The sequence below is a fragment of the Marinobacter daepoensis DSM 16072 genome (genome assembly GCF_000421165.1).
Taxonomy (GTDB): Bacteria; Pseudomonadota; Gammaproteobacteria; order Pseudomonadales; family Oleiphilaceae; genus Marinobacter; species Marinobacter daepoensis.
The window spans coordinates 217626-236814 of record NZ_ATWI01000011.1 but is presented as its reverse complement, the minus strand read 5'-3'; the positions used below and the strand labels follow the sequence as shown (position 1 = coordinate 236814).

Here is a 19189-nt window from a genome sequence, read left to right as displayed (position 1 = left end):
TGACAGGCTGTGTGTAAGGTCTTCATGCTTTTCACTATATACCCACGGTTTTCACGATGGCAACCCGCAATCGCATTATTTTTCAGCGGGATCGCTCATCCTGGCTCTGGAGGCCTTGATGCAAACCCGTCAGCAGCGCATGAATTTCCGATCACTGAGCACTCTGATCCTGACTCTGTTAGTACTTTCCACCCCGGCCCGGGCTCAGCCCGAAGCCCGGGTTTACCAACTGAACAATCGGACCGCCGAGGACATCGCCACTCAGGTTCGTGAGCTTTACCAGCAAGCGCCGGTCTCAGTGACCGCAAGGGGCCAGCAACTGATGGTGCGAGGTGATGCGGCATTACTGGACGAAATCGGAATGCTGGTGGAATCCATGGACGTCCCCCCCATTCAGATGCGCATCAGCGTGCGTTATCGGCAGGATATCGGGGGCAAACAATCCGGGGGCGGGGTTCGTCTCTCGGGGAATTCTGCCAGTGCTGGTGCTACGCACCGCACCATCAGCACCAACTCTGCCAAAGAGCGCCAGTTGATTGTCCAGGATGGGTTGTCAGCCCACATCACCTCTGGCAACGTGCGGACACTTCCGTTCGCTATACAGGGTGGACGACATCCCGCCGCCATTCTGCAGCAGGTCGAAACCCGCAGCGGATTTGTGGTAAGCCCCCGGGCTATTTCCGACCAGGCCGTCGAACTCAGCATTGTGTCGTTTGAAGAAGATCCGGCCGCCCTCCCTGGCTATGAGACCGAAGCTCTGATGACCGTTCGCCGCGTCGCGCCTGGAGAGTGGGTCAGCCTGGGAGGAACCCGCACGACAATGAGTCAGGAGCAGCAGGGCATCAGTTATCGGGTGAATGGCAACCACTCAGAAAACCAGACGATCGATGTGAAAGTGGACATATTGCACTAATCAGACCTTGCCTCACCGCCCCAGCAGCACGTCCCGGGCTTCATTGAGCTTGGCGGCCAGATAGTCGTTGCCACCTCGGTCAGGGTGAACTTTCAGCATCAATCGCCGATGGGCCGCCACCACCTCTTCAGAGCTGCACCCTGGCTGCACCCCCAGTATATCGCAGGCCTCCCGCTCGCTCATGGCTCCGGCAGGAGCAGCATGGGCCTGCTGCTGGCCCTGCCCGGCCCCACGCTCTTCCGTCGCCCCCAGGGCTCGCCGAAGCCAGGGCAGGTGTCTGAACAGCACGGGCAGCTTTCGGATCAGTGGAATCAGGGCAGCAATGCCCGCGGTGAGCACGTGCACTCGCCCGGTCAGCACCATAAAGAGCAGCAGCGCCCCACCGGCGACCAGCACCACTTTCCAGATCGCCGCTTTTTGCCCCTCCGGCGACAGCGCGCCCCATTTTTTCAGGATCACGAACACGGCCGCCGTCAGGGCAAGTCCGAGAATCAGTTGCATCTTATTTCATACCCTCTCGCGATGCGGGTGTCACCGCCATGAATCCACAATATATAGCGTTTGTCGAATGCAAACGGGTGACAAATAGAAACAGCTTTTGTAGCATCCTATGCGCTAAATCGAAATGATGCTCTATTACATTGTCCCCGATCCCTGATTTGCACGGAGAGCTGCCAGCCTTCCCTACCGGGCGACGCTATCAGATTCAGGAAATTTACTCCCAGGAACAGACTTATGCGCACTGCTTCCCGTTTCGTCATCGTCCTTATCTTCCTCGGCGTCGTGCTCGGTGGAATTTTTGGCTACAAGTTTTACCAGTTCGGACAGATGAAAGAAATGATGTCACAGCCGCAGCCACCGGCCATCATTTCAGTCACCAGATCCACCATCGAAAACTGGCAGCCGGCCATCAAGGCTGTTGGCAGTGTCGAAGCCATTAACGGGATCGAAGTCGCCAATGAGGTGCCGGGGGTGATCGAGAGCATCGGTTTTGAATCTGGCGATACGGTTCGCAAAGGCGATGTGCTGGTCCGTCTGGACGCGGCTATTGATGAAGCTGCACTGCGCACGCGGCGGGCGGAAGCACAACTGGCCGAACAGGAGTTCAAGCGGGTCTCGGATCTGTTGCCTAAGCGCGCGGTTTCCCAGTCCCAGTATGACGAATCCAAAGCCAACTTTGATGCGGCCAGAGCCCGCGTCAACGAAGCCGAAGCACAACTGAACAAGAAAGTCATCCGGGCTCCCTTCGACGGCAAGCTCGGCATTCGAATGGTGGACCAGGGACAATACATCGGAACCGGTACCCCGATCGTCGAGATCAACATGCTCGACCCGATCTACGTGGACTACACCCTGTCAGAGAAGTTCCTGCCCAATGTTAATCAGGGCTACCCGGTTTCTGTGACCGTCGCCGCCGTGCCAGACAAGACCTTCGAGGGCGAAGTCAGTGCCATTAACACCTCGGTGAGCCCGGAAACCCGGACCGTGCGCATGCGCGCAACCCTGAACAACAAAGAAAACCTGCTACGGCCAGGCATGTTCGCCACCATTCAGACAGGTCAGCCCGAAGACAACCGGGTGGTCACCCTGCCTCGCACCGCAGTGTCTTACAACACCTATGGCAACTTCGTCTATGTCGTGAAAGAAAACGATCAAGGCGAACTGATCGCTCACAGGCAGACCATAACCACTGGCGAAGTCCGCAATGGCCGGACCGCCGTATTGTCTGGTCTGGAAGAAGGCGAAACGGTTGTTGCCAAAGGCCTCTTGAGGCTTCGGGCGGGACAACGTGTTCAGATCCAGGACGAATCCGGCCAGGAGGCGTCTGAGTAATGAAATTCACCGACATTTTTGTCCACCGGCCGGTCCTGGCCACAGTGGTCAGCCTGCTGATCCTGTTGGTCGGCGCCCGGGCGGCCATGGAGATGGAAATCCGCCAGTACCCCGAACTGGAAAGCACCACCGTAACTGTGACTACGGCGTACCCTGGCGCCAGCTCAGACCTGATCAAGGGTTTTATTACAACGCCCCTGCAACAAGCTATTGCTGAAGCCAGCGGTATTGACTACCTGACCTCAACCAGCTCCCAAAGCGTCTCCACCATCCAGGCCAAAATGGTGCTGAACTACGACGCCAACGATGCGCTGGCGGAAATCCAGGCCAAGGTAGCCAGTCAGCGGAACGTGCTGCCATCAGAGGCTGAAGACCCGGTCATCACCTCCACCACGGGCGACAGCACCGCACTGATGTACATTGCCTTCTACAGTACCGAGCTGGATGTCCCACAGATTACCGATTACCTGACCCGGGTTGTGCAGCCAAAACTTCAGGCGCTTGCCGGCGTCAGTAAAGCCGAACTTCTGGGCCGGACCTTTGCGCTTCGGGTATGGCTCGATCCCGAGCGTCTGGCTGCCGTTGACATGACCCCCGTTGAGGTAGCCGCCAAACTGAGGGCTAACAACTATCAGGCCGCCGTTGGCAAAACCCGTGGCAAATACACAGAGGTCAGCCTTACCAGCGATACCGACATCGCAGATCCGGAGGCGTTTCGCAACCTGGTGGTGAAGCAGGCCAACGGCTCTCTGATCCGGCTACAGGACATTGCCCGGGTGGAGCTAGGGTCTGAAACTTACGATAGTCTGGCACTCTACAAAGGTCAGCCCGCTACCTATGTCGCCATTGAGCTGGCACCGGGCGCCAACCCGCTGACGGTAGCCGGTCTGGTGAAAACCGAATTGCCGGATATCGAAAGCCAGCTGCCCAGTGGTCTGAATGTTCGACTGGCTTACGACGCTTCCGACTTTATCGAAGACTCCATCAACGAAGTGATCCGGACGCTGCTCGAAGCAATGATCATCGTACTGGTGGTGGTTTTCCTCTGTCTGGGTTCAGTCCGGGCGTCCATCGTGCCTTCGGTCGCCGTGCCTTTGTCGCTGATCGGGGGTGCCTTCATCATGCTGATGTTCGGGTTCTCCCTGAACCTGCTGACCCTGTTGTCTATGGTCCTGGCCATCGGACTGGTGGTGGATGACGCCATCATCATGGTGGAAAACGTCCACCGACACATCGAACAGGGTGAATCCCGTTTTGATGCGGCCATCCATGGAGCCCGGGAAATGGCTACCCCCATCATCGCCATGACCACCACTCTGGTTGCGGTGTATGCCCCGATCGGATTTATGGGCGGGCTGGTTGGATCACTGTTCACCGAGTTTGCGTTCACCCTGGCGGGCACCGTGGTGATCTCAGGGGTTGTCGCGCTCACGCTGTCCCCCATGCTGTCCGGCAAGGTTCTGAAGCCCCACGGCAATCCGGGCCGGTTCGAGCAGATTGTGGAAAAAACCTTTAACGGGCTTGCTAATGGTTACAAGGCTGCTCTGACCTCGTTGATGCAGACAAAATCCGTGGTGGTGTTCTTTGCCTTTGTCGTCCTCGGTTCCATCTACTTCATGGTGATGATGAGCCAGAACGAACTGGCCCCCACGGAAGATCAGGGCATCCTGTTCTACCAGGGGCTCGGGCCAGAAACCTCCACTCTGGACTACCTCTACGATCACGGGCAGGAAGTGCAGAACAGAATGTCGGATGTGCCCGGCTACAGCGAAGACTTCATGATTCTTGGCATCACCAGCCCGAATGCGGTGTTCGGTGGTTTCAAGCTTGCGCCGTGGAGTGAGCGGGAGATCAGCCAGTTTGAGGTCCAGCCTTTACTGGACGCCGAGCTGAAACAGGTAACCGGGCTCCAGACCGCCGTCTTCCCTGCCCCGGCATTGCCTGGCTCCGGTGGCGGCCTGCCGTTCCAGTTCGTCATCACCACCGGTGGCAGCTATGAACAACTGGACCAGGTTGCCGATGAGCTGCTGGGCAAAGCCATGCAAAGTGGCAACTTCATGTTCCTGAAAAAATCCATCAACTTCGACAAGCCGGTGACCCGCATCAATGTGGACCGTGATCGCGTGGCCGACCTTGGTCTGTCGATGCAGGATGTCGGCCAGTCTCTGGCGAGTATGCTCAGTGGTGGCTACATCAACCGGTTCAATATGGAAGGCCGTTCATACCAGGTCATCCCTCAGGTTGATGACAACTTCCGCCCAAGCAAAGAAGCCCTGCAGGACTACTATATCCGGGCCGGCAATGGCGAACTGGTACCTCTGTCCAGCGTGGTCAGCTTTACCGAAGAAGTCGAGCCATCCAACCGGACCCAGTTCAACCAGCAGAACTCTCTGACGCTGGAAGGTGTTGTGATGCCAGGCGTTGCTGCAGGCACTGCCATGGACTTCATGGAGCAGACAGCCAGTGAGTCGTTCCCTCTGGGCTTCAGCTACGACTACACCGGCGAAACACGTCAACTGGCAACGCAGGGCAGTGCACTGATGGTGACCTTCTTCCTGTCCTTGCTGGTGATCTACCTGGTGCTGGCCGCCCAGTTTGAAAGCTGGCGCGACCCGATCATCATTCTTGTGTCGGTCCCGATGTCGGTCGCCGGCGCCATGGCGTTCATCGTGCTGGGCTTTGCATCGATGAACATCTATACCCAGGTGGGGCTGATTACTCTGATCGGGGTAGTGTCGAAAAACGGCATCCTGATCGTGGAATTCGCCAATCAGCTGCAGAAAGAACGGGGGCTCAACAAGGTCGATGCGGTTATCGAAGCGGCTGCCATCCGCTTGCGACCAATCATCATGACTTCCCTGGCACTGATCTTCGCCATGGTGCCATTGCTGATCGCCATCGGTCCCGGCGCGGAGAGCCGGTTTGCCATCGGTCTGACCATCGTTGCTGGCCTTGGTATCGGCACCCTGTTTACGGTGTTCGTGTTACCAGCGTTCTACATTCTGCTGGCTCGTGATCATCACGGAGCCGCCTCGGATGAGTACGGTGATGAGAAGAGCGTAACGGCCGGCAATCACTAAACCGGCCAGCAACAAATCAAAGCCCGGCATGCTGCGTGCCGGGCTTTTTCGTCTCAGGAATGAATCATCCCGTCCGGGACACCGGCTGTCAGCTCGACCGCCTGCAAACGCCGTCGCCACTGCACCGTTTCACTGGGCAGTTCTCCGAAATGCTCCCGGTAAAGCGCCGCAAATCGCCCAAGGTGGGAGAATCCTTCATCGGCGGCATACCATGAAATGTGGGGCACATCGCATTGGCAATCCACCAGGCGGCGGCGCACCCGAACCAGACGGCAGCGCTGATAGAAACGGTAGGGCGTCATGCCCGTCTCACGCTTCATCAGATAATACAGGTTGCGCTCGCTCACGCCCGAGTGGCTGGCAAGCTCCTGCAGGTTAAACTCCCAGGCAGGCTCGCTGTGAATTTTGTCAATCACCCGTGCCAGCCGCCGGTCGAGTTCTTCGGAGAACTCCTCTGCTTCACCGCGCCCGGTACAGGCCAGGCTATCCAGGGCGTCAAATAACGCATTGGCCGAACGGCAAGCGTCATCATGCCCCCGAAAGAAACTCGCGCGCCGCAGAAACTGAGTTACCCGGCTCGCCATGTTTGTCAGCGCCCCCTCCCCCGGCCGGACCTTGCAAGACCAGACATGAGGACGAAGCAGCATCAGCTGGGCGTTGCCTTCAGCGCGAACGGATACCGATCTGTGAGCACTTACCACGGCCATCGGAAGCACCGGTTGGCCACGCTCTCCTTCCAGAAGGAGTTCACAGTGACCAGCCAGAGGAACCATCAACAAGGCTCCGGGCATACCACAAAGATGAACTTCCGCGTCCTGCGCCAGTGTCAGGAGACATAACGCCCCCCGCTCGACCCTCAAAGAGGAGAGCGATCCAGCCACGGCTTGGGGGCTCTGAAGCGTGATATCGGCCTCATCACAGTGCAGTAACTCCCGGAGAGCCGCCTGCCATTCATCCGCAGCGGCCCGAATAAGTCGAAGGTAAGCATCCAGGTCCGGTTTCGCAGTCAGAGTGTGCATACAACGTATACGGGCAATGAGTGAGACTGCTGTTTTATGTCAGCTCCGCGCAATCCCCTAGCCAAATCTTGCAAAATGCGCGGAAAATGAGCGAAGTTTGCGGGTTAATTGATGTTCATCAATCCAGATGCATCTGCTCGAGGGGGGAAGGCCGAGCCATCAGGTACCCCTGCCCTCGGTGGCACTTCAGTTCCTGAAGCATACGCATCTGGGCTTCCGTTTCTATCCCTTCAGCAACCACTTCCAAATCCAGTGCCTCGGCAATGGCCAGAATAGCGGAGACGATTCGTGTATCCCGCCCGCTGGAGCCAATACGCTGGACAAACTGCCGGTCGATTTTAAGAACGTTAACAGGCAAAGCATGGAGATACGCCAGCGATGAATAGCCAGTGCCGAAGTCATCAATCGCCAGAGTCACGCCTTTACAACCATAATCCCGGAGCTTGTCCAGACAGCGTCGGGACAAGTTCATCAGATGGGTTTCCGTAATCTCGATTTCAGGGTTCCAGCCAATCTGCCTCACCTTCTCAAAAAATGGTTCTAGCAATTTTTCAAGCCGGCCATCCACGATCTGACGGGCCGAAATGTTGATCGACAACCTACGCCCCTGCCCTTTACCTGCAGCCAACAAGTGCATGTCCTGGATGATACAATCCACCAGGCATTCTGTTAGCTCGTGAATCTGCCCCCTCTGCTCTGCCAGCGGCACAAACTCCTCAGGTGACACCGATCCATACAATGGATGCTGCCAACGAAGCAGCGCTTCCATTCCAACCATGCTGCCATCAGAAAGGTCATACTGGGACTGGTAAACCACCGAGAACTCATCCCTTGCAACCTTGAGAGAAGCAAGCAGCGCCTCCGACAGCCGTTGCTGATGCTGGCTCCGGAGACTTTCAGCAGGGCTATAGATCCGATAACAGGCCCGCCCCGCCAATTTGGCGGCGCACATCGCCCTATCGGCATTCTGAAACAACTCAGCGGCAGTACCTCCATGATCAGGGTAGATCGCTGCACCAACCGATGCCGACAGAAAATGCTCCCGGTGCCCCACCATCATTGGGGCGTAGAAGATGCTCGCCATCCGTTCACATACAGCGTTTAGTTCCTCTTCGGAGTCCAGCTCAATGATCGCCGCAAACTCATCGCCCGCCAACCGGGAAACCACATCCCTTTTACTAACCACGGCCTGAATACAGGAGGCAGCCTGTTTCAGCATCTGGTCGCCACATTCGTGTCCATGAAGGTCATTTACAGATTTGAAAAAGTCCAGATCGATGCACAACACCGCAAATCGATCGGTCCCCTCTCTTCGCCGCTTCACTCTGGCCTGAAGAAACTCCTGAAACAGTGATCGGTTAGGTAGCTCCGTGAGTGGATCATAGTAGGCCAAGGTCGCCAACCGCTCGTTGCTGGCTGTCAGATCACCAACGTCCATGAACACACCCGCATAAAGACGCCTGTCTTCGTTCCCCACCGGGTAGATCGTCAGCCATTGAGGATAGTTTTCTCCGCTCTTTCTACGGTTCCAGATCAACCCCTCCCAACGCCCGCTCTCGTTCAGGCTCTCCCACATGGATTGATAGAACTCCGGGGAATGAAACCCGGAACTGAGCACCGACGGCGCCCTTCCCACCACTTCCTCCGGGCAATATCCGGTCACCACACGGAACATTTTGTTTACGTAGGTGATCACTGAGTCTTGCGTTGAGAGCATGATGGCCCTTGGATGACTATCCACCAGAGCCCTGAAGTCCTGTTCGGTCAACCCATTCATACGCGGCGTCCTTTCAACGTCCTGTATGCCCTCTGCAGACGCTCAACTCCCCAAGAGAATCAGAAATGCGGCAGCCTTGTCCTTATCGTGTATAAAAAATACCGACTCAAAATATAGGTATAAGAAACAGTTGGTGAATTTTCAACTTACCGCCCCTTAGATCAGGACCAGCCCGTCAATTTCCCGAACCGGTACAAAATAGGGTAGTCTTGCGGTTTAATCGGGCGAGCCCTCTTTGCGCCCGGGCAATTGCCACCAACAGGGTTACCCGTCCATTGACTCTTGGAACACTCTTCTGGCTGTTTGTCGCTGGCTTCGCTGTCTGGTATTGGTGGCGGGCCAAAGCCATCAAGGATTTTGTCCTGCAGGCCGCCCGCCAGTACTGCAAAACCTGCGACGTGCTGCTTCTGGACGACGCGGTTTACCTCAGGGGCCTCTGGTTCAAGCGTGACCCGCACGGCAAACTGCGGGTATGGCGCCGTTTTCTGTTTGATTTCACCACCACTGGTGAGGAACGCTACACCGGCCGCATCATCATGCTCGGGCAGAGCATCGTCCACAGCGAACTAGACCCCCACCGTTTCTGAATACTCCGTCACCTGAATTTCGTCATCAATTAGCACTCAGGACCCGTTCGGGAAGAACCAAGCCTCAAGCCAGAGCGAACCATGCTCTATCATCCTCCGGGAGCAATGCTCAACGGCTCCGACAGACCGACTTGTAACACTCCGTTACAAAAACAAAGCCCGCGCCAGCCCCTGCGAAACAAAACTGTCACATTTCTGTAGCATCCTTTCTTTACCACAACTGCATGATCTGAAAAGGCTTTCATCAAGATGCCGCACGCCAGAAAGAAGGCCGCCGGACACTGGTTCGGGCTGCTGACTGCCGCCGTTCTCTGTACCTCGGCCAATGCCCACGAGCTGGAGATCCACGGTTCCAACACCGTCGGGGCTACACTTGCCCCGATGCTGGTCTCCGGCTATCTCGAACAGCACGGGACAGGGCCGGTCAGCCGACGGCCCACCGGCACGGAGAATGAGCAGATTCTGATGACGGGGTCTGACAAGGGGCGGATCAGTGTTCTGGTCGCAGCCCATGGGTCCAGCACGGGGTTCCGCACACTCGCCAGTGGGAAGGCCCAGGTCTGGGCTTCATCCCGACCGGTCAAGTCCACTGAGGCCAGCCAGGTTCGGGAGAAAGCAGACCTTACCTCACTGGAAAGTGAACATGTCATCGCCATTGATGGTCTGGCCGTGCTGGTGCATCCGGGCAACCCCATCAACGCCATGAGTATCGAGACGCTCGCCAAGGTATTCTCGGGCCAGATCCGTAACTGGGAAGAACTCGGCGGCCCGGATCAGAGTATTCAGCTTTATGCCAGAGATGATCGTTCGGGTACCTGGGATACGTTCAAATCCCTGGTACTTGGCAAAACTTACACACTTGACGGTGCCGCAAAACGGTACGAGTCTAACGACCAGCTTTCTGACGATGTCTCGCGTGACCCGGGGGGAATTGGCTTCTCAGGCCTGGCTTCGGTCAGGAACAGCAAGTTGCTCGCCATTTCCGAAGGTGACGCGCCAGCCCTAAAGCCTGATCAGTTGACCGTTGCCAGCGAAGACTACCCGCTGTCCCGGCGCCTGTTTATGTACACCATGGGGAATCAGACCCCACGATTCGCCAAAGGCCTGATTGAGTTCGCCCTGGCAGAGGAAGGGCAGAACCTGGTCGCAGAATCCGGTTTTGTGTCCCAGAACCCCATTGCGGTCAAACCCGAGTTTGACGACTCTGTGCCCAAGAGTTTTCGCAGACTGACCGGAAACTATCAACGGCTGACGGTCAACTTCCGGTTTGCAGAGGGACGCACCCGTCTCGACAACAAAGCGCAGCGGGATCTGTTGCGGGTCAAACATTATCTCGAACAACAAAATCTCAGCGGCGACGACCTGCTGCTGATCGGTTTCGCAGATGCCCAGAGCCATGAGCTTCGTGCCCAGATGATCTCGGAACTGCGAGCCCTCTCCGTTCGCAAGGCGCTGAGCGAGGCCAATGTTGCCAATGCTGCATACACCGGCTATGGGCACTACATGCCCGTGGGCGGCAAAGGAAACCAGCGTAACGGACGGGTTGAAGTCTGGATCAAGAGCCACTAGCGCCCAGGGGATTGACCAAAGTCTACACAAAAACTTCGGCAATCCCTTATCCGCACCCACCTCACAGATATGTTTGGGTTTCCTATACTGCCGTTGTCACCACTCAACAAACAGACCGGGACAATGGACATCAAAAACGACCACCGTTACGCGATCAACCTGAATGTGCGGGGCATTCAGCCCTCAGCGACCCTCCGTATCAACGAACTCAGTAATCAGCTTCGTTCAGAGGGCAAAGACATCATCAAACTCGGGCTGGGGCAATCTCCGTTCCCGGTCCCTGATCGTGTCGTGGAGGCTCTCCAAGCACACGCTCACGAAAAAGACTATCTTCCGGTCAGAGGCCTGAAAGGCCTTCGTGAAGCCATTGCCGGTTACATAAACCGTAACGAGCGCATGCGCTGCAGCTGGGAAGACGTGCTCATCGGCCCAGGCTCCAAAGAGCTGTTGTTCATGCTGCAGCTGGCCTATTACGGAGACCTGCTGATTCCTCGCCCAAGCTGGGTCTCCTATGCCCCCCAGGCCCGGATCATTGGTCGCTCGGTTCACTGGCTGCCAACCCATGCCGAGAACAATTGGCAACTGACTGCTGAAGAGCTCGACATCATCTGCCGGGACGATCCTTCGCGGCCACGGATTCTGATTCTCAACTACCCGTCCAACCCGACCGGATGCACCTACACAGAAGATCAATTGCTGGCCATCGCCAACGTGGCCCGGAAATACAAACTGATTCTGCTGTCGGATGAGATCTACGGTGAAGTCCACTTTGAGGGCAAGCACAAGTCCATCGCCCGCTATTATCCCGAAGGTACGATCATCAGCACGGGGTTGTCCAAGTGGGCCGGCGCTGGCGGTTGGCGCCTGGGCACCTTTATCTTCCCGCCGGAGTTGCGACCACTCCAGGATGCCATGGCGATCATCGCCAGCGAAACCTACACCGCAACCAGTGCGCCTATTCAGCACGCCGCCATTGCAGCGTTTAACGGCGGAGATGACATTAATGAGTACCTCAGACAGTCACGCCGTGTTCTGAAGGTGGTGGGCGAATACCTGCATCGTCGCCTAAGCGACATGGGCGCCGTGGTTCAGAAACCCGAAGGCGCGTTCTACCTGTTTCCGGACTTCTCCGGTTTCCGCGAACCGCTGGCCCGCAAAGATATTAAAACGTCACAGGCGTTCTGCACCGCACTGCTGGAGAATACCGGCGTGGCAATACTGCCCTCCAGCGATTTCGGTTTTGTGCCAGATCACCTGGGCGCCCGCCTGGCATTTGTTGACTTCGACGGCGCACTGGCTTTGAGTCTCGCCGGAGGCGACTATGCCGAACAGGCCTTGGATGACGCTTTCGTCAAACAGGCCTGCCCTCGTCTGGTCCAGGCCATGGATAAAATGGAGGCATGGCTGGCCAGCCTCTGAGCACGTCGTGATAGACTGGCACCCTCATTCTCTATCGGGAAAACAAACGAGGGTGCCATGTCTGACTCCGTCTTTCTTCAGGAAATCACCGATTTTACCGAGGCTCTTGCCCGTGAAGCCGGGGAGCTGATTCGTCACGAGCGGGAAGAAAACACCCTTCGGACCGACTACAAACACCAGACCGAACTGGTTACCCACGCAGACGTCATGGCCGACGAATTCATCACCGGCACCATCCGCGAGCGCTTTCCCCACCACCGCATCCTCTCAGAGGAAACCATGCCGGATCTGTCTCAGGCAGAAGAACTGGAAACCCCGTTATGGATTGTTGACCCCATTGATGGCACCGTGAACTACGCCTACGGTCACCCTCAGGTGGCCGTTTCCATTGCCTACGCCGAAAAAGGCAATGTCCGCGCGGGGGTAGTGCACGCCCCGTTTGCAGGGGAAACCTTCCGGGCCACGGAGGGCTGCGGCGCCACCCTGAATGGTTTACCGGTTCGCCACAGCGGGGCCACCAACCCCAGACAATCCCTGTTTGCAACCGGGTTTCCGTATACCAAAGACAACCTGGAGCCATTGGTGCAAAGGCTCAACGCCATGATTCACCAATGCCGGGACCTTCGTCGGATTGGCTCAGCCGCCCTCGACATCTGCTGGGTGGCCTGTGGCCGGCTGGATATCTACTACGAAAACGTCAGCCCGTGGGACTTCGCAGCCGCCCGCCTGATTGCCAAAGAAGCCGGCGCCACCGTCGGCCACTTCGGCGAGGTTCCTGAGGGCTATCCCGCCGATCTGTATGGGCGGGATATCCTGATTTCTGCGCCGGCGATCTGGGAGGCGGTGCGGGCCATTCTACGGACGGCTTCGAATTACGACTGAGGGTTATCCCCAGACCGCTTCAGACACCAGACCCCAGGCTTCATCAAAATCGCTTGTCGGGAGACGAGCAAACGATGTCCGAACAAAGCGCTGAATCCGCCCTTCCATAAACACCATCACGAAATCCGAGCCGCGGGCGGCCGTTGTTCGCGGGCGAAGCCCCTCTCGGATTTCCCCTTCCTTCAGCGCCTGACGTATCTGCGTTTCCAGCCGTTCAAAAAACTGGGAAGCACGCTTTCTCAAGGCCGCATCCTCCCCCATGAGGGCATCACCTGTCAGCACACAGCACAGCCCCGGATTTCTCTCCGCAAACACCAGCACCAGGTGCGATAGCTGCTGCAAGCGGACCTTCACTTCCTCCTGCTCCTGCAGGATCACCTGACAACGACTGAAAACCGCGTCCTCGGCAAACTCGATCAATGCCTCAAACATCTTTCGCTTACTGGGAAAATGCCGGTACAGCGCAGCCTCAGTCACCCCGACGTTCTTGGCAAGGCCTGCCGTGGTAATACGGGCTCCGGGGTCATTTTGCAGTAACTCAACAAGCGCCCGCAGGATGGTTTCCCGCCGGCTGGGTTTCTGATTGGTCATGACAGGACTACAGCGCTCTGAAATTCTGGTTTTGGTTTTTTTAGAATGCCTTCCCCGGCGGGGAAGGACTTTTTAGAAAAAAGTACCGTCGATCGGCGATGATGCACTGGCATACAGCTTCTTTGGCATACGACCAGCCAGGTAGGCCTCCCGGCCGGACTCAATCGCCAGACGCATGGCATTGGCCATTCGGATCGGATCTTTGGCCTGGGCAATGGCGGTATTCATCAAGACGCCATCGCAGCCCAGCTCCATCGCAATGGTCGCATCAGACGCGGTGCCGACACCGGCATCCACCAGGACCGGAACCCGGGCGTTTTCAACGATCAGACGGATGTTGTAGCGATTCTGAATGCCCAGCCCGGAACCAATCGGCGCCCCCAGTGGCATGATGGCGACACAGCCCATTTCTTCCAGTCGCATGGCCAGCAACGGATCATCGGAGCAGTACACCATCACCTGAAAGCCATCCTTAATCAGCGCTTCGGCCGCAGCCAGCGTCTCGGGCATATTGGGATACAGAGTTTTGTGTTCCCCGAGCACTTCCAGTTTTACCAGGTCGTGCCCATCCAACAGCTCCCGGGCCAGTTTACAGGTGCGCACCGCATCTTTTGCGGTGTAGCAACCCGCCGTGTTGGGCAGGATGGTGTAGGTTTCCGGGGAAATGACATCCAGCAGGTTCGGTTCATCCGGGTTCTGCCCCAGGTTGGTGCGGCGCACCGCCACCGTCACGATTTCAGCACCGCTGGCCTCGATAGCGTGGCCGGTTTCCATCAGATCATGGTATTTGCCCGTCCCGACCAGCAAGCGCGACTGGTACACCTTGCCGGCGATTTCCAGGGGTTTGTCTTCGGGGAGCTGAATTTCCGCTGTCTCTGTCATAGCCTGCCTGAGTTAGTGAGAAAATTAGGAACTGATATCACCCGCCTGAAGGGTGGTCTTAACCGCCGCCGATGGCGTGGACAACCTCGACCCGATCACCCTCGCTCAGGGTGAATTGCTCGTGCTGGCTCCGAGGCACGATGTCTTCATTGACCTCGACGGCCAGGCGCTTCCCGGTCAGTGTGAGCCGATCAATCAGGACGGCTATGGTTGCTCCGCCAGGGAGTTCCATAGCTTCACCATTCACCTGCACAAACATGGATACGAATGCCTCCGTTATTTTTTCAGAGCTGAGGCCATCAGGAGCGCCCAGCCCACCATGAAACAAACGCCGCCAACGGGAGTCACCGGCCCAAGCCAATGGTTACCCGTCAGCACCAGCAAATACAGACTGCCGCTGAAAAGCAACACCCCGGTCAGCCAGAAGCCACTGGCAACCCCCAGCAAACGCCGAGACAACCCCAGCGCTGGCATAAGGCTGGCCGCAACCAGCGCCAGAGCGTGATACATCTGATAGCTGACGGCGGTCTGGAACACCTCAAGACCCCGCTCACTCACTACATGACGCAACCCATGAGCCCCGAAGGCCCCTGCCATTACGGCCAACAGGCCCAACGCGGCACCAGCAATGAGTGCCCAGCGAACAACCTGCGTTCTGGAATCAGCCACAGTCACAATGAATTTTCTCTCCGGTGTCCAGATTCATCATCGTCAAAGCGCCTCCCCAGACACACCCTGTGTCCAGCCCGATAAACCGGTCGCTGCCGGTGTTACCTTCCAGGGCGGCCCAATGACCAAATACCACACGAACGTCATCCTGACGGGGATAAGAGAACCAGGGGGCAAAGCCCGCCGGCGAATGATCGGCAGCTTCCTTGGTGGCCAGCTCCAGTCGTCCGTCACCGGCAATAAACCGCATGCGGGTAAAGTAATTGGTGATCACCCGCCATCGATCCATTCCTCTGAGCGTATCACACCAACGCTCCGGCTGGTTGCCATACATTTGGCTGAAGTAGTCGCCCGCCTCCTCGCTGCGAATGACCCGCTCCACCTCCCGGGCGCACGTCACCGCCTGCTCAACACTCCAGATATGCGGCAACCCGGCATGCGCCATAAGCAGGTTACGCTCGGCGTCAAAGACACACAGGCGTTGCTGGCGCAGCCAGTGGATCAGCCGGTCGTGGTCTGGCGCCTCAAGAATGTCATGCAGGGTGTCTTTACGTTTCGGGCGGTGACCGCCGAGCGCGACCGCCAGTAAGTGCAGGTCATGATTGCCCAGCACAACCACGGCGGAGTCCCCCAGACGCTCAATGTAGCGCAGAGTTTCCAGTGACGCCGGTCCCCGATTGATCAGATCACCGGCAACCCAGAGCCGGTCACGGGAGGGCGAAAAATCCACTTTCGCCAGAACATCCCGTAACCGGTCGTAACATCCCTGAATATCGCCAATGGCGTAGTCAGTCATGACTTACCTCATCGTTACCGGCAGATGAGGCTCCGCTCTCCACCAACAAATCCGCAATCCGGACGTAATCTGCCAGGGAAAGGTTCTCCGGCCGAAGACCATCGTTAATGCCCAGAGATTGCAACTGCGCGACACTGACCAGTGCCCCGAGAGCTTTGCGCAGGGTTTTCCGTCTGGCATTGAACGCCGTCCGCACCACGGCCTGCAGGGTTTTCAAATCTCTTGCCGGGTGCGGCAATGTCTGGTGAGGCACCAGTCGCACAATCGCCGAATCCACTTTTGGCGCAGGCCTGAAAGCCCCCGGCCCCACCTCAAACAGTGGCTGCACCCGGCAGAAATACTGAGCCATGATTCCCAGGCGGCCATAGTTGTTGTCCCCTGGCACGGCCGCCAACCTCTGCACGACCTCTTTCTGCAGCATGAAATGCATGTCTTGCACCACACCGCTCTGCTCCAGCAAGTGAAAGATCAGCGGGGTCGAGATGTTGTACGGCAGGTTGCCGACAATCCGCAGTGGCCGGTCATCCATCAACTGGCTGAAATCGAAACTGAGCGCGTCGGCTTCGTGAATACGGAATTCCGGATAGTTGAAGAACTTGGTCCTCAAGACTGGAATCAGATCCCGATCCAGTTCCACGACCTGCAATCGCGGGTTAACCGCCAGAATCTCTTCCGTCAGTGCCCCAAGGCCAGGCCCGATTTCGACGATGGCGTCGTCCGGTTTGGGGTTGATGGAACGCACAATGCGCTCAATCACACCCGGGTCGTGCAGAAAGTTCTGTCCGAAACGCTTCCGGGCCTGGTGACCGTGTTTGTTGCTCATAATGACTCTCCGGCCTGTGCCGCTTTACGGGAACGGGCCATCCGTTCGCCTACCCGAATGGCTGTGAGCAGGCTCCCGGCGTCCGCCCGCCCAGTGCCGGCCAGATCCAGAGCGGTCCCATGGTCTACTGAGGTGCGGACAATGGGAAGCCCGAGGGTAACATTGACGGCCCGGCCGAACCCCTGGAACTTCAGTACCGGCAGACCCTGATCGTGATACATGGCGAGCACGGCATCAGCTTCCTCCAGCCAGTGCGGCGTAAACAGGGTATCCGCCGGCAATGGCCCTGTCAGTTGCAAGCCTTCTGCCCGCAACGTTTCCAGCGTAGGTTCGATCACCTCAATTTCTTCCCGCCCCAGGTGCCCACCCTCGCCGGCATGAGGATTCAGGCCTGCAACCAGAATGCGCGGATGCTCAATCCCAAAGAATGTTTTCAGGTCCGCATTCAGAATCCGGCTCACCTGAGTCAGCCGCTGAGGAGTGATGGCTGCCGGCACCTCCTGCAGTGGCAGGTGGGTGGTGACCAGCGCCACCCGAAGTTCATCGGTGGCCAACATCATGACCACACGATCAACACCACAGAGCGCTTGCAGAAACTCTGTATGACCACTGAAACCGATGCCTGCGTCGTTAATCACCCCCTTGTGTACCGGGGCGGTCACCATGCCGTCAAAATCCCCCCTCAGGCATCCATTGGCCGCAAGGGTGAGGGTATCGAGCACGTACTGGCTGTTAGCCGTGTCCAACTGCCCGGCTATTGTTGAATCACAGCCAGCCACGTGTCGCACAGACAGGTGCCCTGCCCGGGTTTCCGGCACGGTGCCGGGAACCCACTCATGCAACTGAACCTGAATACCAAGCTCGTCTGCCCGGGCCTGTAACAACTCTCGGCTGGCGACCAGCACCACCCCGACCCCTCGGTCTTTCGCCGCCAACTGCAGGCAGAGCTCAGGGCCAATGCCGGCGGGTTCACCCGCCGTCAGCGCCAGAATCACCGGTGTGCTCATGACGGATCCGCATCCTCCGCTTCCGGATTCAGCTCCGCATACTGGCCCTTGAACTCCACAAAGGCCTCATCGCGAATCTCCCGGACCCAGTTCTGCAACTCCTGCTCAAACTTGCGCATATAGATGGCCTGGCGAGCCTGAGCTTCACGGTTTTCTTCAGTGACATCCTGCTGACGACGCTCCTCAACCTCAAGAATGTGCCAGCCGAACTGGGACCGGAACGGTCCAACGTATTCTCCGACCTGGGCCTGAAGCATCGCCTCTTCGAAGGCTGGAACCATCTGCCCCGGGCTTACCCAGCCCAGATTACCGCCATCGGAACCGGATACCGGATCATCGGAGCGCTCCCGGGCCAGATCCGCAAAGTCCGCTCCGTCTTGCAGCTCGCTATAGATGTCGCGGATACGCTGCTCTGCCTGAGCATCGGTGACGGCCTCAGAGGGGCGCACCAGAATGTGTCTTACCCGATGTTGCTGAACAAACAGCTGCTGGTCACCACCGCGCTTGTCCATCACCATAACGAGATGGAAGCCACTGTTGTTCTCAAGCACCTCGGAGGGCTGCCCTACCTCCAGGCTGGTCACCACCGGCGCCACCAGAGACGGCAACTGACTCTCGGTCCGCCAGCCCATGTCACCACCTTCCAGCGCGTTGCTGGCATCCGACTCGGCAACAGCAACCTCCCGGAAATCCCGGCCATCCACAATCTGCTGCCTGAGAGCGTGTGCGTCTTCTCTGGCCTGATCCACCGAGGCCTCACTGCCCGGGTCATCAACTTCAATAAAAATGTAAGCCAGACGGAATTCAGCATCGGTGCTGCCGTTTGCGGCCTGGGCTTGCAGGTAATTCTGCACTTCCCGGTCGGTAATCCGAACCCGGTTACCCACCCGGCGTTGCTGCACCCGGCTGGTCAGCATTTCATTACGTATCTGCTCTCTGGCCTGCTGATAGGTTACGCCCTCTTCCGCCAGCTGGCCCTCAAACTCCGCCAGCGTCATCCCGTTATTACGGGCGATGCTTGCCAGTGTTTCGTTGAGCTCATTGTCGCTGATCCGCATCCCCATCTGGTCTGCCAGCTGCAACTGCAGGGATTCCTGAATCAACTGTTCCAGGACCCGCTGCTCCAGCAACTGCCGTGGCGGCAGGCCGGTGCCCTGAGCACTCAGCCGGCCAATGATGGTGTTGATCCGGGCATCCAGCTCACTTTGCAGGATCACCTCGTCATCAACGATGGCTACCACGCGGTCCAGCAATTTACGTTCGGCCTGAACAGATACTGACATTGCCAGCATAGCCAGCGTCAGCAGGAGTGTCAGTCCTTGGCGGACAGTCGCCTTCATAG

The 19189-nt window shown here is 57.7% G+C and carries 18 protein-coding genes; 7 read left to right on the top strand and 11 right to left on the bottom strand.

What is annotated here, in order from left to right:
- Nucleotides 1-118: 118 nt before the first annotated feature.
- Nucleotides 119-913 carry a secretin N-terminal domain-containing protein gene (locus K325_RS0113020; RefSeq protein ID WP_051146647.1) on the top strand — a complete coding sequence of 265 codons (795 nt, stop codon included), beginning with the start codon at nt 119-121 and terminating at the stop codon, nt 911-913.
- A 12-nt stretch (nt 914-925) separates the two neighbouring features.
- Here K325_RS0113020 and K325_RS0113015 read toward each other — a convergent pair whose 3' ends face one another.
- Complete coding sequence (locus K325_RS0113015; RefSeq protein WP_029654709.1) at nt 926-1414, bottom strand: DnaJ domain-containing protein; 489 nt, start codon at nt 1412-1414, stop codon at nt 926-928.
- A gap of 234 nt (nt 1415-1648) precedes the next feature.
- On the opposite strand from K325_RS0113015, the gene K325_RS0113010 reads away from it, so the two are divergent.
- A complete protein-coding gene (locus K325_RS0113010) occupies nt 1649-2746 on the top strand; it encodes an efflux RND transporter periplasmic adaptor subunit (RefSeq protein ID WP_029654708.1) in 1098 nt (365 codons plus the stop codon).
- Nucleotides 2746-5826, top strand: a complete 3081-nt coding sequence (locus tag K325_RS0113005; RefSeq protein ID WP_029654707.1) for an efflux RND transporter permease subunit — start codon at nt 2746-2748, stop codon at nt 5824-5826. The genes K325_RS0113010 and K325_RS0113005 overlap by 1 nt, the downstream gene beginning before the upstream one ends.
- 53 nt (nt 5827-5879) lie before the next feature.
- On the opposite strand, the gene K325_RS0113000 is transcribed toward K325_RS0113005, so the two are convergent.
- Together K325_RS0113000 and K325_RS0112995 are read right to left on the bottom strand one after the other, a co-directional pair.
- Nucleotides 5880-6845 (bottom strand): AraC family transcriptional regulator, encoded by a 966-nt coding sequence (locus K325_RS0113000; RefSeq protein WP_029654706.1) that lies wholly within the window; start codon nt 6843-6845, stop codon nt 5880-5882.
- Nucleotides 6846-6963: 118 nt separating this feature from the next.
- A complete protein-coding gene (locus tag K325_RS0112995) occupies nt 6964-8622 on the bottom strand; it encodes a putative bifunctional diguanylate cyclase/phosphodiesterase (RefSeq protein ID WP_036193536.1) in 1659 nt (552 codons plus the stop codon).
- Between the two features lie 275 nt (nt 8623-8897).
- Here K325_RS0112995 and K325_RS0112990 point away from each other — a divergent pair, with 275 nt between their 5' ends.
- From K325_RS0112990 to K325_RS0112975, 4 genes are all read left to right on the top strand, one after another.
- On the top strand, nt 8898-9209 hold the full coding sequence (locus K325_RS0112990; RefSeq protein WP_029654704.1) for a DUF3301 domain-containing protein: 312 nt from the start codon (nt 8898-8900) through the stop codon (nt 9207-9209).
- 249 nt (nt 9210-9458) lie between these two features.
- Complete coding sequence (locus K325_RS0112985; protein WP_084694230.1) at nt 9459-10778, top strand: substrate-binding domain-containing protein; 1320 nt, start codon at nt 9459-9461, stop codon at nt 10776-10778.
- Nucleotides 10779-10901: 123 nt separating this feature from the next.
- Nucleotides 10902-12197 (top strand): pyridoxal phosphate-dependent aminotransferase, encoded by a 1296-nt coding sequence (locus K325_RS0112980; protein WP_029654702.1) that lies wholly within the window; start codon nt 10902-10904, stop codon nt 12195-12197.
- A gap of 57 nt (nt 12198-12254) precedes the next feature.
- Nucleotides 12255-13079, top strand: coding sequence for an inositol monophosphatase family protein (locus tag K325_RS0112975; RefSeq protein WP_029654701.1), 825 nt, complete (start codon nt 12255-12257; stop codon nt 13077-13079).
- 3 nt (nt 13080-13082) lie between these two features.
- Here K325_RS0112975 and slmA read toward each other — a convergent pair whose 3' ends face one another.
- From slmA to K325_RS0112935, 8 genes are all read right to left on the bottom strand, one after another.
- Entirely contained in the window at nt 13083-13670 is a 588-nt protein-coding gene (gene slmA / locus K325_RS0112970) for a nucleoid occlusion factor SlmA (RefSeq protein WP_029654700.1), read from the bottom strand.
- A gap of 72 nt (nt 13671-13742) precedes the next feature.
- Complete coding sequence (locus tag K325_RS0112965) at nt 13743-14552, bottom strand: thiazole synthase (protein WP_029654699.1); 810 nt, start codon at nt 14550-14552, stop codon at nt 13743-13745.
- Between the two features lie 58 nt (nt 14553-14610).
- Nucleotides 14611-14811 (bottom strand): sulfur carrier protein ThiS, encoded by a 201-nt coding sequence (gene thiS / locus K325_RS0112960; RefSeq protein WP_029654698.1) that lies wholly within the window; start codon nt 14809-14811, stop codon nt 14611-14613.
- A gap of 17 nt (nt 14812-14828) precedes the next feature.
- A complete protein-coding gene (locus tag K325_RS0112955; protein WP_029654697.1) occupies nt 14829-15227 on the bottom strand; it encodes a DUF423 domain-containing protein in 399 nt (132 codons plus the stop codon).
- Nucleotides 15214-16017 carry a symmetrical bis(5'-nucleosyl)-tetraphosphatase gene (locus K325_RS0112950; protein ID WP_029654696.1) on the bottom strand — a complete coding sequence of 268 codons (804 nt, stop codon included), beginning with the start codon at nt 16015-16017 and terminating at the stop codon, nt 15214-15216. Before K325_RS0112950 ends, K325_RS0112955 begins: the two co-directional genes overlap by 14 nt.
- A complete protein-coding gene (gene rsmA, locus K325_RS0112945) occupies nt 16010-16840 on the bottom strand; it encodes a 16S rRNA (adenine(1518)-N(6)/adenine(1519)-N(6))-dimethyltransferase RsmA (RefSeq protein WP_029654695.1) in 831 nt (276 codons plus the stop codon). Before rsmA ends, K325_RS0112950 begins: the two co-directional genes overlap by 8 nt.
- On the bottom strand, nt 16837-17847 hold the full coding sequence (gene pdxA / locus K325_RS0112940) for a 4-hydroxythreonine-4-phosphate dehydrogenase PdxA (RefSeq protein ID WP_029654694.1): 1011 nt from the start codon (nt 17845-17847) through the stop codon (nt 16837-16839). Before pdxA ends, rsmA begins: the two co-directional genes overlap by 4 nt.
- Nucleotides 17844-19187, bottom strand: coding sequence for a peptidylprolyl isomerase (locus K325_RS0112935; protein ID WP_029654693.1), 1344 nt, complete (start codon nt 19185-19187; stop codon nt 17844-17846). The genes pdxA and K325_RS0112935 overlap by 4 nt, the downstream gene beginning before the upstream one ends.
- Nucleotides 19188-19189: the final 2 nt, after the last annotated feature.

Excerpts from the sequence above, each read along its gene's own strand:
- thiS (WP_029654698.1), bottom strand. The coding sequence starts at position 14,811 with ATGTTTGTGCAGGTGAATGGTGAAGCTATGGAACTCCCTGGCGGAGCA.
- K325_RS0113010 (WP_029654708.1), top strand. The coding sequence starts at position 1,649 with ATGCGCACTGCTTCCCGTTTCGTCATCGTCCTTATCTTCCTCGGCGTC.
- K325_RS0113005 (WP_029654707.1), top strand. The coding sequence starts at position 2,746 with ATGAAATTCACCGACATTTTTGTCCACCGGCCGGTCCTGGCCACAGTG.
- slmA (WP_029654700.1), bottom strand. The coding sequence starts at position 13,670 with ATGACCAATCAGAAACCCAGCCGGCGGGAAACCATCCTGCGGGCGCTT.
- rsmA (WP_029654695.1), bottom strand. The coding sequence starts at position 16,840 with ATGAGCAACAAACACGGTCACCAGGCCCGGAAGCGTTTCGGACAGAAC.
- K325_RS0113015 (WP_029654709.1), bottom strand. The coding sequence starts at position 1,414 with ATGCAACTGATTCTCGGACTTGCCCTGACGGCGGCCGTGTTCGTGATC.
- K325_RS0112950 (WP_029654696.1), bottom strand. The coding sequence starts at position 16,017 with ATGACTGACTACGCCATTGGCGATATTCAGGGATGTTACGACCGGTTA.
- K325_RS0113020 (WP_051146647.1), top strand. The coding sequence starts at position 119 with ATGCAAACCCGTCAGCAGCGCATGAATTTCCGATCACTGAGCACTCTG.
- K325_RS0112935 (WP_029654693.1), bottom strand. The coding sequence starts at position 19,187 with ATGAAGGCGACTGTCCGCCAAGGACTGACACTCCTGCTGACGCTGGCT.
- K325_RS0112980 (WP_029654702.1), top strand. The coding sequence starts at position 10,902 with ATGGACATCAAAAACGACCACCGTTACGCGATCAACCTGAATGTGCGG.
- K325_RS0112975 (WP_029654701.1), top strand. The coding sequence starts at position 12,255 with ATGTCTGACTCCGTCTTTCTTCAGGAAATCACCGATTTTACCGAGGCT.
- K325_RS0112995 (WP_036193536.1), bottom strand. The coding sequence starts at position 8,622 with ATGAATGGGTTGACCGAACAGGACTTCAGGGCTCTGGTGGATAGTCAT.
- K325_RS0112985 (WP_084694230.1), top strand. The coding sequence starts at position 9,459 with ATGCCGCACGCCAGAAAGAAGGCCGCCGGACACTGGTTCGGGCTGCTG.
- K325_RS0112965 (WP_029654699.1), bottom strand. The coding sequence starts at position 14,552 with ATGACAGAGACAGCGGAAATTCAGCTCCCCGAAGACAAACCCCTGGAA.
- K325_RS0113000 (WP_029654706.1), bottom strand. The coding sequence starts at position 6,845 with ATGCACACTCTGACTGCGAAACCGGACCTGGATGCTTACCTTCGACTT.
- pdxA (WP_029654694.1), bottom strand. The coding sequence starts at position 17,847 with ATGAGCACACCGGTGATTCTGGCGCTGACGGCGGGTGAACCCGCCGGC.